Here is a 22,388-nt window from a genome sequence, read left to right as displayed (position 1 = left end):
GAAAAAACTCTTAAGCGCAGTTGAATACACCCGGCAAGCACCAAAAAGTCGTGCCCTGGAATTTTGCGCAATCGAGTTGCACCATAATTCATTGGAGGCTCCATAGAGCCTCGGCTTTCCCATTGGTAATCCGGGAAAGGCTTGTCGGATCGCAAGAATTAGCGGTGCGCCGTGTTGGCGGGCCGGCCGGAGCGCGTGCCGGCCGAGCGGTCATGCGGCCGGAAACAGCATCTCGACGAGGGTGCCTTCGTCCTTGCGGCTGGTGATGCGGAAGCGGCCGCGATTGGCCTCGACGAGCGCCTTGGTCAGCGTCAGTCCGAACCCTCTCTCCTCGCCTTCCGCGGCGGGGGCGATATCTGCCCGGAACGGTTCGAGGGCGCCCATCAATTCGTCCTCGGTCATGCCGGTGCCGGTGTCGCGCACCCGCAGGGCGATCCCGCCCCGTTCGGCGCGGGTGGTCGAGACGATCACCTGTCCGCCCGCCTCGGTCACGCGGATGGCATTTCCAAGCACGGTCAGCGTCGCCTGCCGGATCGAGCGCATGTCCGCCCGCATGGCCGGCAGATCCGGTGCGAGGCTCGTGCGCAGGACGATGCGATCCCGCGCCGCCTGCGCCTGCTGTGCGGCGATGCAGGAGGAGACGAGCTCGTTGAGGGCAAGCTCGGCAAAGGTGAGCTTGCCGCGGCCGGCCTGAATCTCGGCGAGGTCGCGCAGGTCGTCGATGAGGCCGGCGATCCGGCCGCCGGAGAGCCGCACCTCCCGCAGGTAGGCCTCCAGACGCTCGGCATCCGCCCGATCGAAGCGGTCGGAGAGCATCATCTCGGTGAGGCTGAGGATCGCGTTGAGCGAGGGGCGGATCTCGCGGCTGACGCGGGCGAGCGCATTGGCCTTCCACACGGCCTCCGCCTCGGACGCCTCCCGCCGCGCCGGCTCGCCCGCGGCCGGAAGCGCCGGCTCGTCGTCGCGGATCTCGCGCAGGCTGGCGCAGTAGCCCGGCGCGTCCTCGCCCAGCAGACGGGCGATGCGCAGGCGCAGAGCCGCCGCGCCCGTGCGTGGCGTGACGCCGTGGATCTCGCTCGCGCCGGAGCGGCGGGAATCGGTGACCGCCGTCTCCAGCGCCGGCAGGCTCTCGGGCGCGAACAGATCGGCAAAACGCCCGCCCACGACCTCTTTGGGATGGGCGTGGACGAGTTCGGCGGCGCTCGGGTTCAGGCCGACGACGCGGCCTTCCGCGTCGAGGGTGACGACGCCCTCCTCCAGGCTCTCCAGCACCTTTTCCGCCCGCGACCGCGCCGCATTGGGCGGAACGGCGGGGAGTTGGAGCGCGGCGGCGGCAGGTGCCGCCCGCGCGAGGCAGAGTTCGGCCGGAGCCCCCTCCCAGACGAGGCCGGCCCGATCGACGAGGAGGGCCACCGTGCCGCCCTCGGACCGGGCGAAGGGAACCGGCCCGGCGATCTCCCGCTCCCCAGGCGGCAGGCCGCGGAAGAGGTGCGCCAGTCCGGCCTCGCGCAGAGCCGACAGGTCGGCGTAGCCGGTGAGATCGAGGAAGGCGCGGCTGGCGAACAGCATCTCGCTGCCACGATAGACGAGCACGCCCAGGGGCAGGCTCTCGAGCAGTTCGGTGAGCGCGGCGCGGGCGCGCGCCTCGGATTCGCCAATCCGGCCGGGCGGCGTGGGGAACGGCGTCACCGAACTCACCGTCGCCGAATCCGCGGACCCGGCCTCGACGGCCTCGGCGGACAGGTCGGGCGCGAACCGCAATCCGAGAATGCGCGCCACCTCGCGGAAGGCCGCGTGCTCGTTCACCGATAGGCCGTCCTCCACGTCGGGGCCAGCAACGGGCTCGGCGTCCCGCTGGGCGTCCGATCCGCCGGACTCGGTCTCAGCCGCGGCATCCTCCTCGATCGCGCGCGGGGACCGCTCGCCGAGGATCGCGAAACCACCGAAGCCGGAAAAGTCCTCCGTCGCGCGGCCCGCCGGAGCACCGGAGATTTCGAGCGCGTGCTCGTAGGCACGCCCGCGCACCAGCAGAGGCACGGACCGGAAGGTCCGGCGCGCCGAAAGCGCCTCCGTCAGCGCCGCGCCCTCGATCACGCCGTCGATGGCGAGCATGGCCCAGGACTGGCCGAGAAGCGCTTCGGCGAGGTCGGGATGCGTGCGCGAGACCTGTGTCAGCACGCCCTCGGCATCGCTGCGCCAGATCAGCCGCGCCGGCAGATCCGCCGTCGCCTCTGGCTGATCGGGACCGGCCTCCGTCGCCATCGCAGGCGACGGGGCCGGAGCGGGCGTGGACGCTTCGGGCTGCGCGTCGGGTTGGCTCGCCCTCTGCGATGGCGGCTCGGCCTTCGCCGGCCCGGCCTCGAACGGACGCAGGGAGGGAATCGGTCCGATCGGAGCAAGGAGGAGGACGGAGCGGCCGGGCTCCATCTCGGCACGCGCCGCCAGGACGACCACCGGAGGCGCCACGCCGCGGGGATCGAAGCGCAGGCGGACCATACGGGGGCGCGCGTCCAAGGTGCCGGCGCGACGGATCTGCTCGGGCAGGCGCAAAGCGGGAAGCACCCCCCCGTCCGCACCGGCAACGCCGGCCCGCAGCGCGAGTGCCGCGCCGGCGGCGTGGAGGATCCGCTCCGCCGCTCCGTCGAGAACGAGCAGCGCCCCGCCTTCGCGCACGAGATGCGCCGTCGAGGCGTCGCCGCGCCAGCGCGTCAGCGCGGCGAGAACAGCCGAATCGTCCCCCGGCAACGAATCCTGCACAGCGTGGTCCGACATCCGAACCCTGATCATGAGCCCCTTCATCGCCTGCGGTTGGACACCTGGGGCATGAACACAAGCTTCCTGTGTAACTTAACTGCCGACGGACGTGGACACTGAAACCCGCCGCCACACGTTTATCAACTGGTAACCTTAATTGGCCCCTCGGGGCTGGAAAAATGGCCACCACCGCGCTATTTTGCATTGCACATTGTGCGCCGCACAACGAGCGCTCGATGCCAAACAGAGGAGAGAGACGTGAGCAGCACCCCCAATTACGAGATCCCGACCGAAATGCGCGACTTCGCCGAAAAGAGCGTCGAGCAGGCCCGTAAGGCGTTCGACTCGTTCATCGGTGCCGCCCGCCGCACCGCGGACACGGTTCAGGGCTCGACGGACCTCGCCCGCACCAACGCCACCAACATCTCGTCGCGCGGCTTCGAGTACGCCGAGCAGAACGTCAACGCTGCGTTCGACCTCGCGCAGAAACTCGTCCGCGCCCGTGACGTCCAAGAGGCGATGCAGCACCAGGCCGAGTTCGTGCGCGCCCAATTCGCCGCAATCCAGGCGCAGGCCAAGGAATTCGGCGGCCTGGCGCAGAGCGCGTTCCAGCAGAGCGCCGAGAACGCCAAGAGCGCCATGCAGCAGGGTGCCGCGGAAGCCCGCCAGGCCTACGAGCAGGGTGTCGAGACGGCCCGCGAGAACGCCAACGACGCCCAGAAGGCGACCTCCTGACGCCTCGTTCGAGGGGTTCCGCCAACTCCTCCTCGAAGATGACGGCCCGCTCTCGACGGAGCGGGCTGTTTTCGCTCCGCACGTCTCCCGCGAACGGGAACGGCGCGCTTCGCCTCTTTTCCGCCTCCCGGACGCCGCAAGGCTCGCGGCCGTGCCGCCCGTCTTCCGGCGGCCCAGCGGAGGTTTTGGACACGATGCGTCCCGTTCCTACTCTCGGCCTCGCAGCCCTGCTCGCCGTCGCGGCCGGAAGCCTCGCACCGGCCCAGGCGCAGTATTACGATGACGGCTACGACGCGCCGCCGCCCCGCGCCCGCGCCTACCGTGACTGGGGCGGCCCGCCGCCGCGCCGTGCCATGGGTCTCAATTGCGATGCCGTGCAGTCCGGCATCAGCGGCCTTCAGCCGTTTTCCTGTCCGCTGCCGGGCCCGCGTCCGCTCGGTGCGCGCTGCTTCTGCGATATGCCGGTCTCGTTCCTGAACGGCCCGCGCACGGCGGTTGGCCGCGTCGCGCCGTAGCGCCGAGGGGCGGACGGCCTCTGAAGAAGGGCAGGATCCGACACGCGAGAAAGCGCGCCGGGTTTCGCCGGCGCGCCTCTCTTCTCATCCCTGCTTCAGACGCTCGATGAGCGCCGTCAGTTGACGATGACCGTCGCCCCGACCTTCACGCGGGAATAGAGGTCGGTCACGTCCTCGTTGGTCATGCGGATGCAGCCCGACGACACGGCCTGGCCGATCGTATCCGGCTCGTTGGAGCCGTGGATCCGGTATTCCGACTTGCCGATATACATTGCGCGGGCCCCGAGCGGGTTCTCGATCCCGCCGGCCATGTAGCGCGGCAGGTCGGGGCGGCGGGCCAGCATCGCCGCCGGCGGGGTCCAGCCCGGCCATTCACGCTTGGCGGTGATCTTGTTCACGCCGCTCCAGGTGAAGCCCGGCCGGCCGACGCCGACGCCGTAGCGGATCGCCTGTCCGTCCGGCAGCACGTAGTAGAGGCGCCGCTCGGCGGTGGAGACCACAATCGTGCCCGGCGCGTAGCGGCCGTTGAACGAAACGATCTCGCGAGGGATCCGCGCGACCTGTGCCTGGGCGGCTTCGGCCTCGCCGTAGCCTTGATTGTAACTCTGGCCGTAGCCCTGAGCGCCGGAGCGGCGCTGGGTCGCGTAGGGGTCGTAGACCGGCCAGCCGCCTTGCGACTGTTCCTGATAGTCGTCGTCCGAGCCGAACGGATCGTAGGGCGCGGCGCTCACGGAGCTGGTCGCAAGAACACAGACGCCGACAACGCCGGCGAGAACAGATGCCAGGGTCTTCATCGCAGGTGCCTACCTGTGCAGTAATCTTTGCTTTAACAAGCGTGACTGTGCTTGCTCGGTTCCCTGCCGTTTACGGATTTTCCACGACTCCGCCGTGCGGCGGCTCACATGAGCTTGGCCGCACCGCCGTGGTTACTCCCAAATCGGCCGCGTCGGATCGAGCGGGCCGGCCGCCGGCCTCGTGCGAGATCGCCGCTCTCAGGCATCCCGCTCCCGTTTCGACCGCGAATCAGCCCTGACGTCGAGAAGCCGCGAGCGCATTCGATCGCGTCGGGCAAGCGCACCGGCACGCGCCGACTGCGCCGCACGATCGAGCGGAGGCTCATATCTGCCATAGCCGCCATAAAGCCCTGATTTCGCGCGAAAAATCCGCAATGGAACCAGATCACGGCTCGATGAGTTTGCGTTTTCCTTCGCCTCATCCTAGCCTGATCACCTCGAAACTTTGAAGAGGTCGAAGGTATGGTGGGCTGGATCCTCGGAAAGCTGAAGTGGCTCACGGTTCTCTGCGCAGTCGGCGGACCGATCGTGGCGCTCGCCTGCTGGCAGGATGGCAACCGCCGGCGCGACGTGATGGCGATGGGCATTCAGACCGAGGCGACCGTCGACAGCGCAACGCGGGTGAAACGCCGCCGCGGTGGAACGAGCTACAAGCTCGATCTGAGCTGGACGGATGGCGGCGGCGTGCGGCGGAAGGTCGAGGAGGTCTCGATCTCGCACGCGCTGGCCGCGCAGGTCATCGTCGACAACCAACTCGCCGTCGATCGCCTGCCGATCAAGTACATCGCGGGCGAGGCCGGATCGCCAAAATCCGATGAGAACGTCGTCGTCCTCGCCGATACCGCGCATCAGGAACAGACCGACCAGGAACTCATCTATGTCGGCTCGGCTGCGGGCGTTCTGGGCCTGATCGGCGCGGCCCTGTTCTTTCTCCCCCGGCGCCGTCGCCGCGAGGCGGTGGCAGCCTGAGCCGACCTTTTCGACGCGGACCGCCATAGGTCCCGGCTCGGCGCCTCCAGGGGGTCAGCTGACCGGAGGCGAGGGGTCGCGGGCGGCGCGCTCGGCCTCGACCAGGACATCGAAGGCGCGCCAGGGCTTCGGGATGAAGACGGCCCCCTCCGGCAGCGCCACACCGGGCTCCGGCTCGACACCGGAGGTCACGACCAGCCGGGTGCGCGGCCACAGGGTGGCGATGGCACGGGCCAGTTGAAGCCCGTCCATCGCGCCCGCGAGGCGGATATCGGCGAAGACCAGGGCCACGTCGCCGCCGCGCTCCTGCAGGACGCTCAGCGCACGCTCGGCGCTGTCGCAGCCGATGACGCGCATCTCGGTCTCTTCGAGCACGCTCTCGGCGAGTTCGCGGGTGTCGCGTTCGTCCTCCACCACGAGGACGATGCGTGCCTCCGGGCCATCGGCCTTCGCGGGCGTGGTACGTTCGGCATGATCGACGCGTCGGACCAGAGCGGCGAGGTGATCCGGGATGCCCTCCGCCACGAGGTTGTCGTAGCAGGAGGCGAGCGCCTGCCCGATCTGGTCGAGCTTCATGCCGGGCAACAGGGGATCGTCGGCGAAATCCCGTCGCGATCGGTCTCGAAACGAGTCGGTCAAGGAAACAATCCTCTCTCGCGCATCCAGAGCGGCGGAAAACCTCTTGAGAACGGCAAGGGTCGCGACGCCGCACAGGACAACAAAGCGGGCGGGCGCCGCTCAGTTGCGTCGAATGAAGATTTTCACCGTGCGGGTCAGCCGCGCGGCGGGCGGACGCAGCGCCCGCCCTCCAGTCCGCCCTACTGGACGCTGTCGGCGTCGGCGAGGGTGATGAGGCCGGCCACGCTGCGCACGTCGCGATAACGGTCGCCGCGCGTGCTCATCATCGCCTCGAACTTCTGATGGACCTGGGCAACGGAGAGGCTCGCGGGCTTGCGGTGCCGTCCGCGGCCGGTGGTGCCACCGAAGAAGATCGAGCGGTTGGCCCGGGCCGGACCCGGCAGAAGGGTCGCGGCGGCGGCGGTCGGCTTGTCGACCACCTGGGACAGGAAGTTCTCCGCGTCGTCCGGCCCGAGGAAGTGGGCGAGATAGACCTCGCCGAGGCTCAGTTCGCGGCCGATCTTGAGGGCGATGCGGGCAGCGTCGCGCTTGAGCATCTCGCCGGCCATCACAGCCGAGAGGTAGGGGTCGCGGCGCAGGTCGAGGATGCGGGTGCGCTCGGCCTGATCCTGGATCGACGGCCTGTCGTTGGCATCCGGCACGACCAGGGCGGCCTCCTTCTCGTACCCGTATTTCGGGCCGAAATCGCGGACCACGCCGAGCCAGGTGCGCTCGATGAACTGGAACAGGCCGGTGGCCGAGGAGGTCTTGGCCTGGACCGCGGTGATGAAGCTCGATTCCTTGTCGGCCACCGCCATGAGCAGGACCGGATCGGTCTGGACCGCCTGGGCCGCCTTGACGATGGTCTGCACGAGGTGGCGGCGGATCTTCATCGGCCCGAATTCGAGGATGTCGTTCGGATCGCCGGTCGAGGTCTGCGAGAGCAGGAAGTCGTAGGAGACGCGGTCCACCGTATTGGTGCCGAGTTCCGTGTCGAGATCGCCCACGGGGTGGAAGCTCGCGGAGGCCGCCAGCACGGTCGGCACCGGCGCCTCGGGGGCCAGCGCCTGAAGGCGCGGCTTCGGCATGGCGAGGTCGGACACCTTGGTCGAGGCCTCGGCCCGGCCGAGATCGGTGCCGGCATTGAGCAGAACCGCGCTCAACCCCCCGGCGAGAAGCGTCATGGAGAGGATGGAGCGCACCAGCGCCGTGCGGCTGCCGTGATCGCGGCCCGTCCGGGAATTGAGGGTGATGACGTCGGAGGACGGGGTGGGACGCCCGCTCTTGCGCGGCATCGAGGTGGTACGCGGCGATCCGATCGTACGGCCCTGCATCGTTGTCGTCGCTCACTCTTCGTGATGGCGCCAGCGGCGTGTGGGCAACAGTTACGCCGCCGGATGTGGCGCAAACACGGCCGAGGTTGTGGCATCCCCAGGGCAAGCCGCGGCAATTTGCAGGCAAGCTGAGCCGTTTGGGGCGTTGTCCCCGATGTTTTTCACGGCCAGCCGCAGAGCATCGTAATGGCTTGCGTTAGCAGAACAAATCGAACAGTCCCCAATCGAGACACGACAACGGGCAGCCGGGGCAGGAAATTGCGCCCCTACACTGCGATTGCATCATCGTATGCCCGATTAATTACAATAATAGATCATAATTCATATTGCCATGTTGTGTTGATTTGTTGGAATTACTTCAGAAATAGACCCACACATATATATGTGTATATTATCCAGGGCACTGTCGTCCCCCGCATCGTAATTTTTGAATATTCAGGCACAATGTGGCATTTTTATCATTGCATCTGCAAATACCCACGGCAGTATCGAAATATCGCCGCATCCGAGAATCAAAAAGAGAATGCCTCGTGCCGGCGCAAATTGGGCAGGCTATGAAAATCAAATCAACATCGGCAGCATTCTTGTTTGTCATGTTGCTGCCCGGCTGTGGGACGGTTGTCCCGGATCTAACAGAGTTCCCGCATGATACGAGTCAGGCGGGCGCTCAGAACATGATACAAGCCGTTGTCAGAAGTGTTCGCTGCCAGCTCCAAGATGCAATCACCCGGGTGGTGAGCCGTGATCTCAGGCGCGCATCGGAGATCCCGGGTGGACGCGTCTACTCTGCCTTCCTCGACAACTGGGGCGCTGAGGTCGCGTTCACCTTCACGATCGTCGAGAAGACGACCATTAGCCCCTCCGCACTGCTGAAGCCTCCGCCCGCAACGGACTTCGTCTTCAACGCCGCGCTTGGCCTCTCCGGTTCGGCGGAAGCGACCCGGATCGAGAAGATGAATATCTTTTATACTGTGAGAGATCTGTTTCGCCCGAACGGGCCGCGGTGCGATGCGAGCGGCGAACAGCGCAACGGCTCACTGCTGGTTCAAAACGATCTCAAGCTCTCAGATTTGCTGTACGGCCGAATACTGGCAACCGTGCTGGGGAATGCCGACGATCCGGAACCCGGCCGCAAAAACGTACTCTCCCACCAAGTTTCATTTCAAACCATCGCCAGCGCCAGCGCGACCCCGACGTGGACCCTGGTCAGAGCCACTGTGAATCCGAATGGGCCATTCTTTAGCACAAGTCGTGACAAGACACATGATCTCCTGATTACATTCGGTCCAGTTGATCGAGCGGCGGGCGGAAAGTCCCTCATTCCCATAGCAGAGCAATTTCACTTCACGTCACAAATCACGAGCGGAATTTCGAACGGCTTCCGATCCGCTGTTTCACAGTGATGCCCCCATTCTGCCGGGACGATTATCATCCATAGGAGGCAAGAATGTCGAAAGAATCGAAGAAGACGAAAAAGTCGCGGAAACTCAAGTCGAAGGCAAAGCCCCCCGCAGCTAAGCCGAAGAGTTACAAAACGAGATCCGGCGCACAATCACCCGAAAGCATGCCGGCCAGCGATTCGGTTGTGGTCGCTTCCGTCCGCACGATCTCCGCGACACAAGGAGTCCTAGCAACTGCGACGTCTAATCCACCGCCAAGGCGTGTGGCATCTGTGCTAACGGCAGCAGAAGCGCAGAAGACGGCTTTGTCCGGGCTCTTCTCCCTGCTCGTCGCCAGAAGCCACGAACTCGAAAAATCCCCCATCTGCTTCAATGAATTCGATGATGGCTCTGCCCAAATCTGCTTCCTTCAGGAGGATGGAAGCTATGGGGAGTGCCGAACTTATACGCCGAGACCGGTTCCTCGTCCTCTTTGCGGGTAGGACACTTCTCCTCCGAAAAATTCGTCGAACAGGGGTCGTTCGCAGCGGCGGCCCTGAACTGCCTCGCACGGTGAAGGCGCATCACCAGATCTTTATCAATGGGCAAATCGAACCGTGATCTGTGATGACTCGAACCGCGGCTCAGACACATCCGTCGAGGTGACGCGTCATACCGAAGATCAACGATCCCACCCCGCTCCATACGCCGACAGCGGCTTCCGTGTACCAGCAGCACGGCCTATAACCGCCGCAACGCCACGCTCTCGATGCGGTGGCTCGGGCCCTTGGCCAGGATCAGGCTCGCCCGCTGGCGGGTGGGCAGGATGTTGTCGCGCAGGTTCGGCAGGTTGATCGTCGTCCAGAGCCGGTCGGCGATGTCCAGCGCCTCGGCCTCGGTGACCTCGGCGTATTTGCGGAAGTAGGAGAGCGGGTCGCGGAAGGCGGTCTGGCGCAGGCGCAGGAAGCGGTTGACGTACCAGCGGTGCAGGTCGTCCTCGTGCCCGTCGAGATAGATCGAGAAGTCGAAGAAGTCGGAGACGAAGGGAATCGCTGTGCCGTCCCGCGGCAGGCGGGCCGGCTGGAGGACGTTCAAACCCTCGACGATCAGGATGTCGGGCGATTCGATCACCTGCTCCTCGCCGGGCACGACATCGTAGACGAGGTGGGAATAGACCGGGGCCGCGACACGCTTGTGGCCGGCCTTGATGTCGGCGAGGAAGCGCAGCAGGGCGGCGCTGTCGTAGCTCTCGGGAAACCCCTTGCGCTCCATCGCGCCCATGCGCTGCAATTCGGCGTTGGGATGGAGAAACCCGTCGGTCGTGATGAGATCGACCTTCGGGGTGTTGGGCCAGCGGGCGAGCAGGGCCTTCAGCACCCGCGCCGTGGTCGATTTGCCGACCGCCACCGAACCGGCGAGCCCGATGATGTAGGGCACCTTGGCGTCGTGCTCGGCGAGCAGGAAGCGCTGCGTCGCCTTGAACAGCCCCTGCGTGGCGGCAACGTACAGCGAGAGCAGGCGCGAGAGCGGCAGGTAGATCGCCACAACCTCCTCGATGGAGATCGGGTCGTTGAGGGATTGCAGCCGGCCGATATCCTCGGCGGTCAGCGTCAGCGGGGTGTCGGCGCGAAGCTGGGCCCACTCGTCCCGCGAGAAGATCCGGTAGGGCGAGAGGCGGCTCGGCCCCTGGCCGGTCACCGGATTCTGGCGCTCTTCCGGTTCGATCCCGGCCGACGGGATCGGCGCCCCGATCATGTATGCCTCCGCGCCGCCTTCTCGGCGAGCCCGCTCTGCGCGGTGCGCCGGCCGAGCTCCGCCATGACGTCGTCGAGGGGTACGCCCACCGCCTTCAGCGTCACGACGAGGTGGTAGAGCACGTCCGCCGCCTCCGAAACGAGGGCCTTGCGGTCCCCCTGGACCGCGGCGATGGCCGCCTCGACCGCTTCCTCACCGAGCTTCTTGGCCGCCTTGGCCGGGCCCTCGGAAAGGAGCTTTGCCGTGTAGGAGGTCTCGGGCGGCGTGCCGGCGCGGCTGTCCACGAGGGCAGCGAGATCGTCGAGGCTGAACTTCGTCATCAGGCGTGCAAACGGAACCGATATCATGCGGCATCGCATGATCGGACACCGTTGTCCCGGACCCTGCGCAGGCTCAGGCCCCCGGTCAAGGGCCGCGGGCAGCCGCGCACCGGATACCCGTTACGGATCGAGCCGCATCGCAAGGCCCGCGGCGGCCATATGGCTCTTCGCCTCGCCGACCGTGTGCTGGCCGAAGTGGAAGATCGAGGCGGCGAGCACCGCGCTTGCCCCGCCGTCGCGCACGCCCGCCACGAGGTCGTCGAGCCCGCCGACGCCGCCCGAGGCGATCACCGGCACCTTCACCGCGTCGGCGATGGCGCGGGTGAGCGCGAGGTCGTAGCCGGAGCGGGTGCCGTCCTTGTCCATGGAGGTGACGAGGAGTTCACCGGCCCCCCGTTCGGAGACCTTTCGGGCGAATTCGACCGCGTCGAGGCCGGTCGGGTTGCGGCCGCCATGGGTGAAGATCTCCCAGCGTGCCAGTTCGTCCGGCCCGGAGACGCGCTTGGCATCGATCGCCACGACGATGCACTGGTCGCCGAACTTCTCCGCCGCCTCGGCGACGAAATCGGGGTTCTTCACGGCCGCCGTGTTGATGCCGACCTTGTCGGCGCCCGCCAGCAGGAGCGTGCGCACGTCGGACACGGTGCGCACCCCGCCACCGACGGTGAGCGGCATGAAGCAGGCTTCCGCGGTGCGACTCACCACGTCGAGCAGCGTGCCCCGGTCCTCGTGGCTCGCGGTGATGTCGAGGAAGCAGAGTTCGTCGGCCCCGGCCGCGTCGTAGGCCTTGGCCGATTCCACCGGATCGCCGGCATCGCGCAGTTCAAGGAACTGCACGCCCTTCACGACGCGCCCGTCCTTCACATCGAGGCAGGGGATGATGCGGGTCTTGAGCACAGGGAGGCTTTCAGGCAATCGGATCGTCAGGATCGACGGGGAAGGGCCGCGACCGGATGTCTTCCAGAGAGTAGGGACAGGTCTCGGGAAAGCGCTTCAAGCGAAGGCGCGTCTCCTTCGATGCACCGAGTCGGGCGCCGTGATAGGCGCGTTCCAACGCCTCATCCAAGCGACGCTTCAGGCCCGGGTTGTCCTTGAGGATGAACTCTGCCTCTTTCCGTTGTGCCGCGATCGAAATGGCCCAGCTTCGGGTCTTCTTGTCCGGCTGATGATCGAACTTGAGCATGTGCAGCAGGATCACGCGCCACGCGCCGACGAGGCTGTTGAACTCGCTGCGTCCCAAGCTCTCGATCTCCTCCGCCAAGTTCGCGAGGTCGAGGGCCGAGAGGTCACCGGCCCGCAGGCGCGCGCCCTGCTCCTGGGTCCAAGTGTAGAAGTCGTCCTCATAGGCGGTGCCGGACCGGGTCTGAACGGCGGCAGCCTTCATAGCACTCATGCGAGCCTCCTGCCCGCACCCTATCACGAAGCGGCACCGCTCCGGGAGCGGGCGATGGCGGCAAGCGCCTCCTTCGGGTCGATCCGGCCGTCGTAGAGGGCGCGTCCGGTGATGGCGCCGGCCAGCACGGCGCAGTCCGGCTCGAGCAGGCGCTCGACGTCGGCGATCGAGGCGAGGCCACCCGAGGCGATGACCGGGATGTTCACGGCGGCGGCGAGCGCCAGCGTCATCTCGATATTGAGGCCCTTGAGGATGCCGTCGCGGGCGATGTCGGTGTAGATGATCGCGGCGACACCCGCATCCTCGAAGCGGCGCCCGAGTTCCTCCGCCGTCATGCTGGAGGTCTGGGCCCAGCCCTCGACTGCCACGCGCCCGTCCTTGGCGTCGATGCCGACGGCGATCTTTCCCGGATGGCGCCGGGCGGCCTCGCGGACGAAGGCCGGATCGCGCACCGCCGCGGTGCCGATGATGACGCGGCTCACGCCCTTTTCCAGCCAACCTTCGAGGGTGCGCATCTCGCGCACGCCGCCGCCGAGCTGCACCGGCATGCTCACCCGCGCCAGGATCGCATCCACCGCCGCGGCGTTGCGCGGTGCCCCGGCAAAGGCGCCGTCGAGATCGACCACGTGCAGCCAGGAGAAGCCCTGGGATTCGAAGGCCGCGGCCTGCGCCGCGGGGTCGTCGTTGAAGACCTTGGCCTGGGCCATGTCGCCCTGAACGAGGCGGACGCAGCGCCCTTCCTTGAGGTCGATGGCCGGATACAGGATCACGCGTGGACTCGCCCGAATCGGTGTGTCGGAAGCAGGCGCCCTCAGGGGCGCCAGCGCAGGAAGTTGCCGAGGAGCGCGAGGCCGAGGCGCTGGCTCTTCTCAGGGTGGAACTGGGTGCCGGCCATGTTGTCGCGCGCGATCATCGCGGTGATCCGGCCGCCATACTCGGCATGGGCGACCACGTCCGCGGGCTCCGCCGCCTTCAGCGCGAAGCTATGGACGAAATAGGCGTGGAGGCCCCCCTCCCCGATCGCGATGTCGCGCAGCAGCGCGTGCTCGCGGTCGAGATGCAGGGTGTTCCAGCCCATATGCGGGATCTTGAGGGCGGGGTCGGCGGGCTCGATCGGAGCGACATCGCCGGGAATCCAGTTCAGGCCGGCGGTCTCCTCGTATTCGAGGCCGCGGCTCGCCATGAGTTGCATGCCGACGCAGATGCCGAGGAAGGGCTTGCCCTTCCCCTTCACCGCCTCGGTCATCGCCTCGACCATGCCGGGCACCGCGTCGAGGCCGCGGCGGCAATCGGCGTAGGCGCCGACGCCGGGCAGGACGACGCGGTCGGCGCCCGTCACGGCTTCCGGCACGTCGGTGACGACGATGCGGGTGCCGTCGAGCCCGGCCTCGCGGGCCGCGCGCTCGAAGGCCTTGGCCGCCGAGTGGAGGTTGCCCGATCCGTAATCGATGATCGCGACGGTCTGCTCGCTCACCGTCCACCCTCGCTTGCGGGGAAAAGGCCGATCACCGCGTCGTCACCGCGGCGGGGCGCCGGGCGGCTCGCGACCGGGGTGGCCACGCCGGGGGCCGCCTCCGCATCGAGCCAGCGGGCAGCGGCCTTCAGTTCGGCCTCCTCCTGCGAGCCGGCGATCACCGCGTCCCGGGCGGGCTTGCCCCGGCGGCCGTAGGTCCAGCGGCGCAGGCTCGACGCCTCCATGCCGATTAGGAGGCTCGCCAGCCCAACCGCGACCAGCGCCGCGAAGGGCGAGAGGCCGAGCGCCCGGCCGGCGAATCCGAGCGCAGCGAGTCCGACCAGCACGAGAAGCGCGGCAAGCCAGAGGCGGTGGCGCACGAACCACAGCACCGTGAAGGCGAAGGCGCCCCAGGAGAAGCCGTCGCGCACGATGTGCGCCTTCTCCAAGGCACGGGCGTCACCCCGCGGAGCGCCCTCGGGAACGTGCAGCGTATAGGTCCGCATTCTCGCTCCTCCTCGTCCAGTCTCAGAGCGATCCCTTGGTGGAGGGAACGCGGCCGTCCTCGCGCGGATCGATGGCGACCGCCTTGCGCAAGGCCCGGGCCAGCCCCTTGAAGACGCTCTCGGCAATGTGGTGCGCGTTGTCACCGTAGAGCGTCTCGACGTGCAGCGTGATTCCGGCGTTCATCGCAAAAGCCTGAAAGAATTCACGCACCAGCTCAGTGTCGAATTGGCCGATCTTCTCGACGCGGAACGTCGTGCGGAACACGAGGAACGGCCGGCCCGAGATGTCGATCGCGATCCGGCTCAGCGTCTCGTCCATCGGCAGGTGAATGTCGGCGTAGCGGGCGATGCCGCGCTTGTCGCCGAGCGCCTTCGCCACCGCCTGGCCGAGCGCGATGCCGGTATCCTCGGTGGTGTGGTGCTGATCGACGTGCAGGTCGCCCTCGACCTTGATCGTGACGTCGAACAGGCCGTGCCGGGCGAACAGCTCCAGCATGTGATCGAGGAAGCCGACGCCGGTCGCGATCGTGGCCTTGCCGGTGCCGTCGAGATCGATCGAGACGGAAACGTCGGTCTCCGCCGTGCGGCGGCTGATGCTGGCTGTACGCATCGCGTGCTGAATATCTGATCCTGAAACAGGCCGCGGCCGCGAGCGGCCGGCCGGGCCTGCCTTGTAGTGTGGTTTTACCCGGAGGGGGAAGGCTTTTCGGGAGAGGATTCAACGAGGAACGCCCCCGCGTCATCCGCAGGTCATGCGGGCGGGCGAGCCTGCCGCATCCCCACATGTCGAGGCGCCGCCATGTTGTCCCGCCGTTCCGTCCTCGCCGCGAGCGCCGCGCTCCTTGCCGGTCCGGCGGGCGCCACGACGGAGCGGCTGCGCTTCGGCGTGATCGCCGACCCGCAATATGCCGAGGCGCCGCCCAACCTGACCCTCAACCGCTACTACGCCAACAGCCTCGACAAGATGCGTGCGGCCGTCGCTGTCCTGAACGCCGAGGATCTGCGCTTCGTGGTGACGCTCGGCGACATCATCGACCGCGACATCGCGAGCTACGACAAGATCCTGCCGATCTACCGGATGCTGCGCCACGAGACCCGCTTCCTGCTCGGCAACCACGACTTCGACGTAGCGCCCGAGTTTCTCGGGCGGACGGCAGGGCTGCTCGGGATGGAGGCCCCCTCTTACGACTTCGCCGTCGGCGGCATCCGCTTCGTCGTCCTCGACGGCAATGATGTCTCGCTGTTCGCCCCGCCCCCCGACGACCCGCGCCGCCGGCTTGCCGCCGAGCGGCTGGAGCGGGCCAAGGCCGAGAACCGGCCGAATGCCAAGCCGTGGAACGGCTCCCTCAGCGACGCGCAATTCGCGTGGCTGGAACAGAGGCTGGCGGCGGCGCGGGCGGAAAACCAGCGCGTCGTCGTGCTCAACCATTACCCGGTCGCGCCGGAAAACCCGCACAATCTCTGGGATGCGAACCGGCTCACGGCGCTTTTCGCCAACCGGCCGCACGTGATCGCCTACTTCAACGGCCACAACCATGCGGGCAACTACGCGGAGCGCGACGGAATCCACTACGTGAACTTCCGCGGCATGGTAGACACGCCGGACAGCTCGGCTTTCGCCATCGTCGAGATCGTGGGCGACCGTCTGGAGATCCAGGGGTTCGGCCGCGAGCCGAGCCGTTCGCTCAACCTCAAGACCGCCTGAGGACGTCCGTGCTCCGGTGGAACGGAGCCCGTTTCATGCGTCGACTGACCGCTGCGCTTGTCGTGACGATCACGGCCTGGCCCGCTCTGGCGGCTTTCCCCTGCGACGAGCTGTGGGGCGAGCGCAATGCGATCTATAAGGATGCGGGCTATTGCTTCCGCACCGAGCGCGCGATCCGCGCCTTCGGCAATGCCGGCTGCAGGTACGACGAACTGGCCGACGTGCCGCTCTCCGCCCGCCAGCGCGCCGACATCGCCGACATCCAGCGCCAGGAACGCGCCGCCGGCTGCGCCCGCTGAGGCTCTACGCCGATATCCGCCCTTACCGTGAATGCCCCTCTCCCACAGGCGGAGAGGGGGGACCGTGCCTTCGACCGAAGCGGCGCTCAGCCGAGGGTGCGCCTCAGCCGTTCAGCACGCGGCCGGCGACGGCGTCGAGCTTGGCGACCAGCTCCGGGTCACGGTGGGCGGCGGCGGTCATGATCGCACCATCCAGCGCCCGGTGCGAGCCGGCCGGGCAATCCTCGCGCTCGGCCGGGAAGTCGAGGGCGACGCGGGCGACCAGTTGCGCCGCCCTGCCGGCATTGGCGCGGGCCACCGCGACCACCGAGGCGACGTCCACGCTATCGTGGCTCGGATGCCAGCAGTCGAAATCCGTCACCATCGCGATGGTGGCGTAGGTGATCTCCGCCTCACGGGCGAGCTTGGCCTCGGGCATGTTGGTCATGCCGATCACGTCGAAATTCGCCGCCTTGTAGTGCTTCGACTCGGCGAGGGTCGAGAATTGCGGCCCCTCCATGCAAACATAGGTGCCGCCCTTGTGCACCGAGATGCCCTCGGCCTCCGCCGCCGCGGCGATGCGCTTCTGGAGCGCCGGCCCGACCGGGTGGGCGAAGGACACGTGGGCGACGCAGCCATTGCCGAAGAACGAGGTCGCGCGACCGAAGGTGCGGTCCACGAACTGATCGACCAGCACGAACAGACCGGGATGTAGCTCGTTGCGGAACGAGCCGCAGGCGGAGAGCGAGACGATGTCGGTCACGCCCGCCCGCTTCAGCACGTCGATATTGGCGCGGTAGTTGATGCCGGTGGGTGAGAAGCGGTGGCCGCGCCCGTGGCGGGCCAGGAACACCACCTTGGTCTGACCGATGCGGCCGATGCGCAGCGCGTCGGAGGGTTCACCCCAGGGCGAGGCGATGGTCTCCTCGCGGATATCCTCCAGGCCGGGCAGGTCGTAGACGCCCGAGCCGCCGATCACGCCGAGAACCGCTGCCGTCATGCAAGAATCCCTTGTTGTATGGCCGAAACTCACGCGACCCGCGCCGCGCGATTTCCTCGCGGGACCGGGCATAAGCATCGGCGATGACGTTTTGAATGCGCCCGGATCGGCTCGTCCGGCGATGGGAAACCCTTAACGCAGGCCTCCCCCGACACGCAAACGGGCCCGCGAGGGGCCCGTTCGTCCGTCCGATCCGCTGATCCGGTCAGTAGGTCTTGTGCAGCTCCGGCTGCAGGCCATGAACCTCGCCGCCGACCTTCTTCCAGACCTGCTTCTTCACGTAGAAGAGCAGCCCGGCGAGCACGATCAGGAACAGGATCACGCGCAGACCCAGGGCCTTGCGGGCCATCATGTGCGGCTCGGCCGCCCAGGCCATGAAGGCCGCCACGTCGTGCGAGTACTGCTCGACCGTCTCCGGCACGACCGGCTCGCCCTTGTCGTTCTTCGGATAGGTGATCTGCCCGTCGCTGAGCGGGTTGGGCATCGCGATCACGTGGCCCGGGTAATACTTGTTGTAGTAGCCGCTCTCCGGCATCGTGAAGCCCTTCGGGGCGTCCTCGTAGCCGGTCAGCAGCGCGTGGATGTAGTCGACGCCCTGCTCGGAATAGCCGGTGACCGGCAGCGCATCGAAGACGAAGAGCGGGAAGCCGCGCTCGTAGGTGCGGGCCTTGGCGAGCACCGAGAAATCCGGCGGCGCCTTGCCGCCATTGGCCGCAGCGGCCGCCTTGTCGTTCGGGAAGGGCGACGGGAAGCGGTCGGCCGGGCGGGCCGGGCGTTCCTTCTCGGCGCCCGAATCGTCGAGCTCCTTCACGCTGTAGGTCTCGGCCAGCGCCTTGACCTGCCCTTCGGTGAAGCCGGGGCCACCCGGCTCCGCGAGGTTGCGGAAGGCGACGAGGCGCATGGAGTGGCAGTTGGCGCAGACTTCCTTGTAGACCTGGAAGCCGCGCTGGAGCTGCGCCTGATCGAACCGGCCGAACATGCCGGCAAAGCTCCACTTCTCCCGCGGCGGATTGGTGCCGTGTCCGTCCTCGGCGAGCGCCGAGCCGGCACCGAGGGAGGCCGCGAGCAGAGCCGCGGCGGCGAGGCGTGCGATGCGCATCGTTGTTCTCTCCCTCAAGCCTTAGGCGCGCTTGGCCGGTTCGGCCGCAGCACCCGCCGGCATGCCCGAGCCGCTCACCTGCTTGCCCGGACCGGTCACGGTCTCGAGGATCGAACCCGGCAGACGGTCGGGCGTCTCGAACAGGCCGACCAGCGGCATGACGATGAGGAAGTGGGCGAAGTAGTAGACGGTGCAGATCCGCGAGGCGAGGACGTAGCCGCCCTCCGGGGGCTTGGCGCCGAGCCAGCCGAGCAGGATGGCGTTGACGAGGAACACCCAGAAGAACACCCGGTAGACCGGACGGTAGTTGCAGGAGCGGACCCGCGAGGTGTCGAGCCAGGGCGCGAAGGCCAGGATCAGCACCGCGCCGAACATCAGGATGACGCCGCCGAGCTTATCGGGAACAGCGCGCAGGATCGCGTAGAAGGGCAGGAAGTACCATTCCGGCACGATGTGCGCAGGCGTCACCGACGGGTTGGCGGGTACGTAGTTGTCGGCGTGGCCGAGATAGTTCGGCTGGTAGAAGATGAACCACGCGAACAGGATCATGAACACCACCACCGCGAACACGTCCTTGATGGTCGCGTAGGGGGTGAAGGGCACGGCGTCCTTGCTCGACTTGATCGGGATGCCGGCCGGGTTGTTCTGGCCGGTGACGTGCAGGGCCCAGACGTGCAGGACGACGACGCCGGCGATCATCCACGGCAGCAGGAAGTGCAGCGAGAAGAAGCGGTTGATGGTCGGGTTGCCGACGGAGTAGCCGCCCCAGAGCAGGCTCTGGATCGTGTCGCCGACCACGGGGATCGCCGCCAGGATGTTGGTGATGACGGTGGCGCCCCAGAAGCTCATCTGGCCCCACGGCAGGGTGTAGCCGAGGAAGGCGGTGGCCATCATCAGGAGGTAGATGATGACGCCGAGCAGGTAGAGCACCTCGCGCGGGGCCTTGTAGGACCCGTAATAGAGGTTGCGGAAGATGTGGACGTAGACCGCCACGAAGAACATCGACGCACCGTTGGCGTGCGCGTAGCGCAGCAGCCAGCCGTAGTTCACGTCGCGCATGATGTGCTCGACGCTCTCGAACGCGTTGGCCGAGCTCGGATCGTAGTGCATCGCCAGCCAGACGCCGGTGATGATCTGAATGCCGAGGAAGGCGATCAGGATCGCGCCGAAGGTCCAGAAGTAGTTGAGGTTACGCGGAACCGGGAAGGCGACGAAGGACGAGTGCACCAGCCCGACCAGCGGGAGCCGTGACTCGAACCACTTCGCGACGCGGCTCTTGGGTACGTAGGTCGAGGTCGCGTGTGCGCTGCTCATCGGTTTGCCCGCTCCGGCTTCTCGTGTCCTGTTGTCAGGCGACCGCCTTGCCGCCCTCTTCACCGATCTTGATCTTCGTATCGGTCTCGAAGGCGTAGGGCGGAATCGGCAGATTGGTCGGCGCCGGGCCCCGGCGCACGCGGCCGACGGCGTCGAACTGCGAGCCGTGGCAGGGGCAGGACCAGCCCTCGTAATTGCCGGAATGGCCGATCGGCACGCAGCCGAGATGGGTGCAGTTGCCGTAGCTCACGAGCCACTGATCGTGGCCCTTCTTCACCCGGGAATCGAAGGTGGCCGGATCGATCATCTCGGAGAGGGGCACGGCCTTCATGTCCGTGATTTCCTTCTCCGTGAGCTTGCGCACGAAGATCAGCTTGCCGCGCCAGAACACGTTGACGATCTGGCCGTCCTGGATCGGGCTGAGATCGACCTCGAGCGGCGCACCGGCCGCGACGGTCGCGGCGTCCGGTGCCATGGACGCCACGAAGGGCCATGCCACCGCGCCGGCCCCGACGGCCAGTCCCGCGCCGGTGGCGAGGAACAGGAAATCTCGCTTGGTGCCCTGAGGCCCTTCGTCCGCCAAGGTGCAACCCTCCCGTCAGCCGTCGCGCCGAGCCTCTCATCGCACCCGACCGGTCTGGCCGCCCGCGCCCTGGAGGCTTTCAAATTCGAAGTCCGACGCAACGGGAGACACCATCGCGCCGCGGCAATCAATGCGACCGTGGGTCACCGGATTACCGTTTTATTTCCTGTGCGGCTCTCTGACATGCCAGATGCGAACATGTCCAGACTGCCGCGCTTGCTGCGCCGTGCCGCACTGCAACGATCCCCGCTGATCGTTACCGCGGAGCAGCAATCGAAACCCCGGAAGACGCCGTCGAGGGTTCGGCAGCCGAACGGCCGATGCCTGAGACGCGCCGCGGCCTCACGGGGCTCCATGCGGCCGCAACGCTTGCACCGCCGAAAGGCACGGGCGTAAACGACGCGTCTTGAGGAGTTTTCCGATGACCGACCGCCAGCCCGGCTTCAACACCCTCGCGATCCACGCCGGCGCGACCCCCGACCCGGCCACGGGCGCGCGGGCGACCCCGATCTACCAGACGACGAGCTTCGTCTTCGACGACGTGGACCACGCCGCCTCGCTGTTCGGGCTCCAGGCCTTCGGCAACATCTACACCCGCATCACCAACCCGACGAATGCGGTGCTGGAAGAGCGCATCGCTGCCTTGGAGGGCGGCACGGCCGCGCTCGCCGTGGCTTCGGGCCACGCCGCCGAGTTCCTGACGCTGCACGCGCTGATGCAGCCGGGTGACGAGTTCATCGCGGCCAACAAGCTCTACGGCGGCTCGATCAACCAGTTCAACCATTCCTACAAGAACTTCGGCTGGCAGGTGGTCTGGGCCGATACCGACGATCCCGCCTCCTTCGAGCGCGCCATCACCCCGCGCACCAAGGCGATCTTTTGTGAGTCCATCGCCAATCCCGGCGGCGTGATCACCGATATCGCCGCGCTCTCGGTGATCGCCAAGCGCCACAACATCCCGCTCATCGTCGATAACACGATGGCGACGCCGTACCTGATCAAGCCGTTCGAGCACGGCGCCGACATCGTCGTGCATTCGGCCACCAAGTTCCTGGGCGGTCACGGCAACTCCATCGGCGGCCTGATCGTCGACGGCGGCACCTTCCAGTGGCAGGGCGACGAACGCTACCCGATGCTGTCGCAGCCGCGGCCGGAATATGCCGGCATGGTGCTGGCCGAGACCTTCGGCAATTTCGGGTTCGCCATCGCCGTGCGGGTGCTCTCCTTGCGCGATCTCGGGCCGGCGCTGTCGCCCTTCAACGCCTTCCTGATCCTCAACGGCATCGAGACGCTGCCGTTGCGGATGCAGCGCCACTCCGACAACGCCCTGAAGGTGGCCACCTTCCTCAGCAGCCACGACCTCGTGGACTGGGTGAGCTATCCGGGCCTGGAGAGCGACCGCTACCACGCGCTGGCGCAGCGCTACACGCCCAAGGGCGCGGGGGCCGTGTTCACCTTCGGCCTCAAGGGCGGCTACGAGGCCGGCGTGAAGCTGGTCTCGAACCTCCAGCTCTTCAGCCACCTCGCCAATATCGGCGACACCCGCTCGCTGGTGATCCACCCGGCCTCGACCACGCACCGCCAGCTCACCGACGAGCAGAAGCGGGCAGCGGGCGCCGGCCCCGAGACTGTGCGCCTCTCGATCGGCATCGAGGATCCGCAGGATCTCATCGACGATCTCGACGCCGCCCTGCGGGCGTGAGGGTCTAGGGTCAAAACCCTATCAAGGTATTGATCTGTCGACGTAATGTGGCTTCCATGGTGCACCTTGAGACAGGGAGGCGCGCCGTGGCGGACTTGTTCTGGCTGTCGGACGAGCAGTGGGTGGTCATCGAACCGTTCATGCCCAAGAACCAGCCCGGGCCCGAACGCAACGACGACCGG

The 22,388-nt window shown here is 67.1% G+C and carries 23 protein-coding genes and 1 pseudogene; 8 read left to right on the top strand and 16 right to left on the bottom strand.

Annotated elements, in window-relative coordinates:
* Positions 1-210: 210 nt before the first annotated feature.
* Positions 211-2,772 carry a PAS domain-containing sensor histidine kinase gene (locus HNR51_RS24755; RefSeq protein ID WP_182556697.1) on the bottom strand — a complete coding sequence of 854 codons (2,562 nt, stop codon included), beginning with the start codon at positions 2,770-2,772 and terminating at the stop codon, positions 211-213.
* A gap of 240 nt (positions 2,773-3,012) precedes the next feature.
* Between HNR51_RS24755 and HNR51_RS24750 the strand changes: the two genes are divergently transcribed.
* Together HNR51_RS24750 and HNR51_RS24745 are read left to right on the top strand one after the other, a co-directional pair.
* The gene (locus HNR51_RS24750) at positions 3,013-3,489 is read left to right on the top strand and encodes a phasin (RefSeq protein ID WP_012454383.1); all 477 of its coding nucleotides are present in this window, start codon (positions 3,013-3,015) and stop codon (positions 3,487-3,489) included.
* A 194-nt stretch (positions 3,490-3,683) separates the two neighbouring features.
* Positions 3,684-4,004: a hypothetical protein gene (locus HNR51_RS24745; protein ID WP_182556696.1), complete on the top strand. Its 321-nt coding sequence runs from the start codon at positions 3,684-3,686 to the stop codon at positions 4,002-4,004.
* Between the two features lie 116 nt (positions 4,005-4,120).
* Here HNR51_RS24745 and HNR51_RS24740 read toward each other — a convergent pair whose 3' ends face one another.
* Complete coding sequence (locus HNR51_RS24740) at positions 4,121-4,798, bottom strand: L,D-transpeptidase (RefSeq protein WP_012454381.1); 678 nt, start codon at positions 4,796-4,798, stop codon at positions 4,121-4,123.
* A gap of 462 nt (positions 4,799-5,260) precedes the next feature.
* Between HNR51_RS24740 and HNR51_RS24735 the strand changes: the two genes are divergently transcribed.
* The gene (locus HNR51_RS24735) at positions 5,261-5,767 is read left to right on the top strand and encodes a hypothetical protein (RefSeq protein ID WP_182556695.1); all 507 of its coding nucleotides are present in this window, start codon (positions 5,261-5,263) and stop codon (positions 5,765-5,767) included.
* A gap of 54 nt (positions 5,768-5,821) precedes the next feature.
* Here HNR51_RS24735 and HNR51_RS24730 read toward each other — a convergent pair whose 3' ends face one another.
* Together HNR51_RS24730 and HNR51_RS24725 are read right to left on the bottom strand one after the other, a co-directional pair.
* Positions 5,822-6,343 carry a response regulator gene (locus tag HNR51_RS24730; protein ID WP_182556758.1) on the bottom strand — a complete coding sequence of 174 codons (522 nt, stop codon included), beginning with the start codon at positions 6,341-6,343 and terminating at the stop codon, positions 5,822-5,824.
* A gap of 242 nt (positions 6,344-6,585) precedes the next feature.
* On the bottom strand, positions 6,586-7,719 hold the full coding sequence (locus HNR51_RS24725; RefSeq protein WP_012454378.1) for a transglycosylase SLT domain-containing protein: 1,134 nt from the start codon (positions 7,717-7,719) through the stop codon (positions 6,586-6,588).
* A gap of 530 nt (positions 7,720-8,249) precedes the next feature.
* On the opposite strand from HNR51_RS24725, the gene HNR51_RS24720 reads away from it, so the two are divergent.
* Positions 8,250-9,122: a hypothetical protein gene (locus tag HNR51_RS24720; protein ID WP_239681524.1), complete on the top strand. Its 873-nt coding sequence runs from the start codon at positions 8,250-8,252 to the stop codon at positions 9,120-9,122.
* 717 nt (positions 9,123-9,839) lie between these two features.
* Here the strand turns inward: HNR51_RS24720 and coaA are convergent.
* From coaA to hisB, 8 genes are all read right to left on the bottom strand, one after another.
* Positions 9,840-10,853, bottom strand: a complete 1,014-nt coding sequence (gene coaA / locus HNR51_RS24715) for a type I pantothenate kinase (RefSeq protein ID WP_141951552.1) — start codon at positions 10,851-10,853, stop codon at positions 9,840-9,842.
* The gene (locus HNR51_RS24710) at positions 10,850-11,173 is read right to left on the bottom strand and encodes a phosphoribosyl-ATP diphosphatase (RefSeq protein ID WP_041371349.1); all 324 of its coding nucleotides are present in this window, start codon (positions 11,171-11,173) and stop codon (positions 10,850-10,852) included. The genes coaA and HNR51_RS24710 overlap by 4 nt, the downstream gene beginning before the upstream one ends.
* A gap of 120 nt (positions 11,174-11,293) precedes the next feature.
* Entirely contained in the window at positions 11,294-12,070 is a 777-nt protein-coding gene (hisF, locus tag HNR51_RS24705; protein WP_152277164.1) for an imidazole glycerol phosphate synthase subunit HisF, read from the bottom strand.
* A 10-nt stretch (positions 12,071-12,080) separates the two neighbouring features.
* Positions 12,081-12,566, bottom strand: a complete 486-nt coding sequence (locus HNR51_RS24700; RefSeq protein ID WP_012454373.1) for a DUF29 domain-containing protein — start codon at positions 12,564-12,566, stop codon at positions 12,081-12,083.
* A gap of 23 nt (positions 12,567-12,589) precedes the next feature.
* Positions 12,590-13,336, bottom strand: coding sequence for a 1-(5-phosphoribosyl)-5-[(5-phosphoribosylamino)methylideneamino]imidazole-4-carboxamide isomerase (hisA, locus tag HNR51_RS24695; RefSeq protein ID WP_012454372.1), 747 nt, complete (start codon positions 13,334-13,336; stop codon positions 12,590-12,592).
* 41 nt (positions 13,337-13,377) lie between these two features.
* Complete coding sequence (gene hisH, locus HNR51_RS24690) at positions 13,378-14,040, bottom strand: imidazole glycerol phosphate synthase subunit HisH (protein WP_182556694.1); 663 nt, start codon at positions 14,038-14,040, stop codon at positions 13,378-13,380.
* Entirely contained in the window at positions 14,037-14,525 is a 489-nt protein-coding gene (locus HNR51_RS24685) for a DUF2628 domain-containing protein (RefSeq protein WP_182556693.1), read from the bottom strand. The genes hisH and HNR51_RS24685 overlap by 4 nt, the downstream gene beginning before the upstream one ends.
* Before the next feature lie 22 nt (positions 14,526-14,547).
* Positions 14,548-15,135, bottom strand: a complete 588-nt coding sequence (gene hisB / locus HNR51_RS24680; RefSeq protein ID WP_182556692.1) for an imidazoleglycerol-phosphate dehydratase HisB — start codon at positions 15,133-15,135, stop codon at positions 14,548-14,550.
* A gap of 189 nt (positions 15,136-15,324) precedes the next feature.
* Between hisB and HNR51_RS24675 the strand changes: the two genes are divergently transcribed.
* Together HNR51_RS24675 and HNR51_RS24670 are read left to right on the top strand one after the other, a co-directional pair.
* Entirely contained in the window at positions 15,325-16,230 is a 906-nt protein-coding gene (locus HNR51_RS24675; RefSeq protein WP_182556691.1) for a metallophosphoesterase, read from the top strand.
* Between the two features lie 35 nt (positions 16,231-16,265).
* Positions 16,266-16,529, top strand: coding sequence for a YARHG domain-containing protein (locus HNR51_RS24670; protein WP_182556690.1), 264 nt, complete (start codon positions 16,266-16,268; stop codon positions 16,527-16,529).
* A 103-nt stretch (positions 16,530-16,632) separates the two neighbouring features.
* Here HNR51_RS24670 and HNR51_RS24665 read toward each other — a convergent pair whose 3' ends face one another.
* From HNR51_RS24665 to petA, 4 genes are all read right to left on the bottom strand, one after another.
* Positions 16,633-17,508, bottom strand: a complete 876-nt coding sequence (locus HNR51_RS24665; RefSeq protein WP_012454366.1) for an S-methyl-5'-thioadenosine phosphorylase — start codon at positions 17,506-17,508, stop codon at positions 16,633-16,635.
* A 205-nt stretch (positions 17,509-17,713) separates the two neighbouring features.
* A complete protein-coding gene (locus HNR51_RS24660; protein ID WP_152277158.1) occupies positions 17,714-18,607 on the bottom strand; it encodes a cytochrome c1 in 894 nt (297 codons plus the stop codon).
* Between the two features lie 21 nt (positions 18,608-18,628).
* Positions 18,629-19,921: a cytochrome b gene (locus HNR51_RS24655; RefSeq protein ID WP_012454364.1), complete on the bottom strand. Its 1,293-nt coding sequence runs from the start codon at positions 19,919-19,921 to the stop codon at positions 18,629-18,631.
* Between the two features lie 34 nt (positions 19,922-19,955).
* A complete protein-coding gene (gene petA / locus HNR51_RS24650; protein ID WP_012454363.1) occupies positions 19,956-20,504 on the bottom strand; it encodes a ubiquinol-cytochrome c reductase iron-sulfur subunit in 549 nt (182 codons plus the stop codon).
* A gap of 421 nt (positions 20,505-20,925) precedes the next feature.
* Here petA and HNR51_RS24645 point away from each other — a divergent pair, with 421 nt between their 5' ends.
* Together HNR51_RS24645 and HNR51_RS26985 are read left to right on the top strand one after the other, a co-directional pair.
* A complete protein-coding gene (locus HNR51_RS24645) occupies positions 20,926-22,206 on the top strand; it encodes an O-acetylhomoserine aminocarboxypropyltransferase (RefSeq protein ID WP_141951543.1) in 1,281 nt (426 codons plus the stop codon).
* A gap of 86 nt (positions 22,207-22,292) precedes the next feature.
* Positions 22,293-22,388 (top strand): annotated as a pseudogene (locus HNR51_RS26985) (IS5/IS1182 family transposase); the annotation flags it as partial.

The organism is Methylorubrum thiocyanatum (genome assembly GCA_014138645.1).
Taxonomy (GTDB): domain Bacteria; phylum Pseudomonadota; class Alphaproteobacteria; order Rhizobiales; family Beijerinckiaceae; genus Methylobacterium; species Methylobacterium thiocyanatum.
This window is presented reverse-complemented; position numbering and strand designations above follow the sequence as displayed.

Coding starts and splice junctions, on each gene's coding strand:
- HNR51_RS24670 (WP_182556690.1), top strand. CDS start 16,266: ATGCGTCGACTGACCGCTGCGCTTGTCGTGACGATCACGGCCTGGCCC.
- HNR51_RS24645 (WP_141951543.1), top strand. CDS start 20,926: ATGACCGACCGCCAGCCCGGCTTCAACACCCTCGCGATCCACGCCGGC.
- HNR51_RS24725 (WP_012454378.1), bottom strand. CDS start 7,719: ATGCAGGGCCGTACGATCGGATCGCCGCGTACCACCTCGATGCCGCGC.
- coaA (WP_141951552.1), bottom strand. CDS start 10,853: ATGATCGGGGCGCCGATCCCGTCGGCCGGGATCGAACCGGAAGAGCGC.
- HNR51_RS24755 (WP_182556697.1), bottom strand. CDS start 2,772: ATGTCGGACCACGCTGTGCAGGATTCGTTGCCGGGGGACGATTCGGCT.
- HNR51_RS24675 (WP_182556691.1), top strand. CDS start 15,325: ATGTTGTCCCGCCGTTCCGTCCTCGCCGCGAGCGCCGCGCTCCTTGCC.
- HNR51_RS24665 (WP_012454366.1), bottom strand. CDS start 17,508: ATGACGGCAGCGGTTCTCGGCGTGATCGGCGGCTCGGGCGTCTACGAC.
- HNR51_RS24735 (WP_182556695.1), top strand. CDS start 5,261: ATGGTGGGCTGGATCCTCGGAAAGCTGAAGTGGCTCACGGTTCTCTGC.
- HNR51_RS24700 (WP_012454373.1), bottom strand. CDS start 12,566: ATGAGTGCTATGAAGGCTGCCGCCGTTCAGACCCGGTCCGGCACCGCC.
- HNR51_RS24710 (WP_041371349.1), bottom strand. CDS start 11,173: ATGACGAAGTTCAGCCTCGACGATCTCGCTGCCCTCGTGGACAGCCGC.
- HNR51_RS24660 (WP_152277158.1), bottom strand. CDS start 18,607: ATGCGCATCGCACGCCTCGCCGCCGCGGCTCTGCTCGCGGCCTCCCTC.
- HNR51_RS24730 (WP_182556758.1), bottom strand. CDS start 6,343: ATGAAGCTCGACCAGATCGGGCAGGCGCTCGCCTCCTGCTACGACAAC.
- HNR51_RS24685 (WP_182556693.1), bottom strand. CDS start 14,525: ATGCGGACCTATACGCTGCACGTTCCCGAGGGCGCTCCGCGGGGTGAC.
- HNR51_RS24740 (WP_012454381.1), bottom strand. CDS start 4,798: ATGAAGACCCTGGCATCTGTTCTCGCCGGCGTTGTCGGCGTCTGTGTT.
- HNR51_RS24745 (WP_182556696.1), top strand. CDS start 3,684: ATGCGTCCCGTTCCTACTCTCGGCCTCGCAGCCCTGCTCGCCGTCGCG.
- hisB (WP_182556692.1), bottom strand. CDS start 15,135: ATGCGTACAGCCAGCATCAGCCGCCGCACGGCGGAGACCGACGTTTCC.
- HNR51_RS24655 (WP_012454364.1), bottom strand. CDS start 19,921: ATGAGCAGCGCACACGCGACCTCGACCTACGTACCCAAGAGCCGCGTC.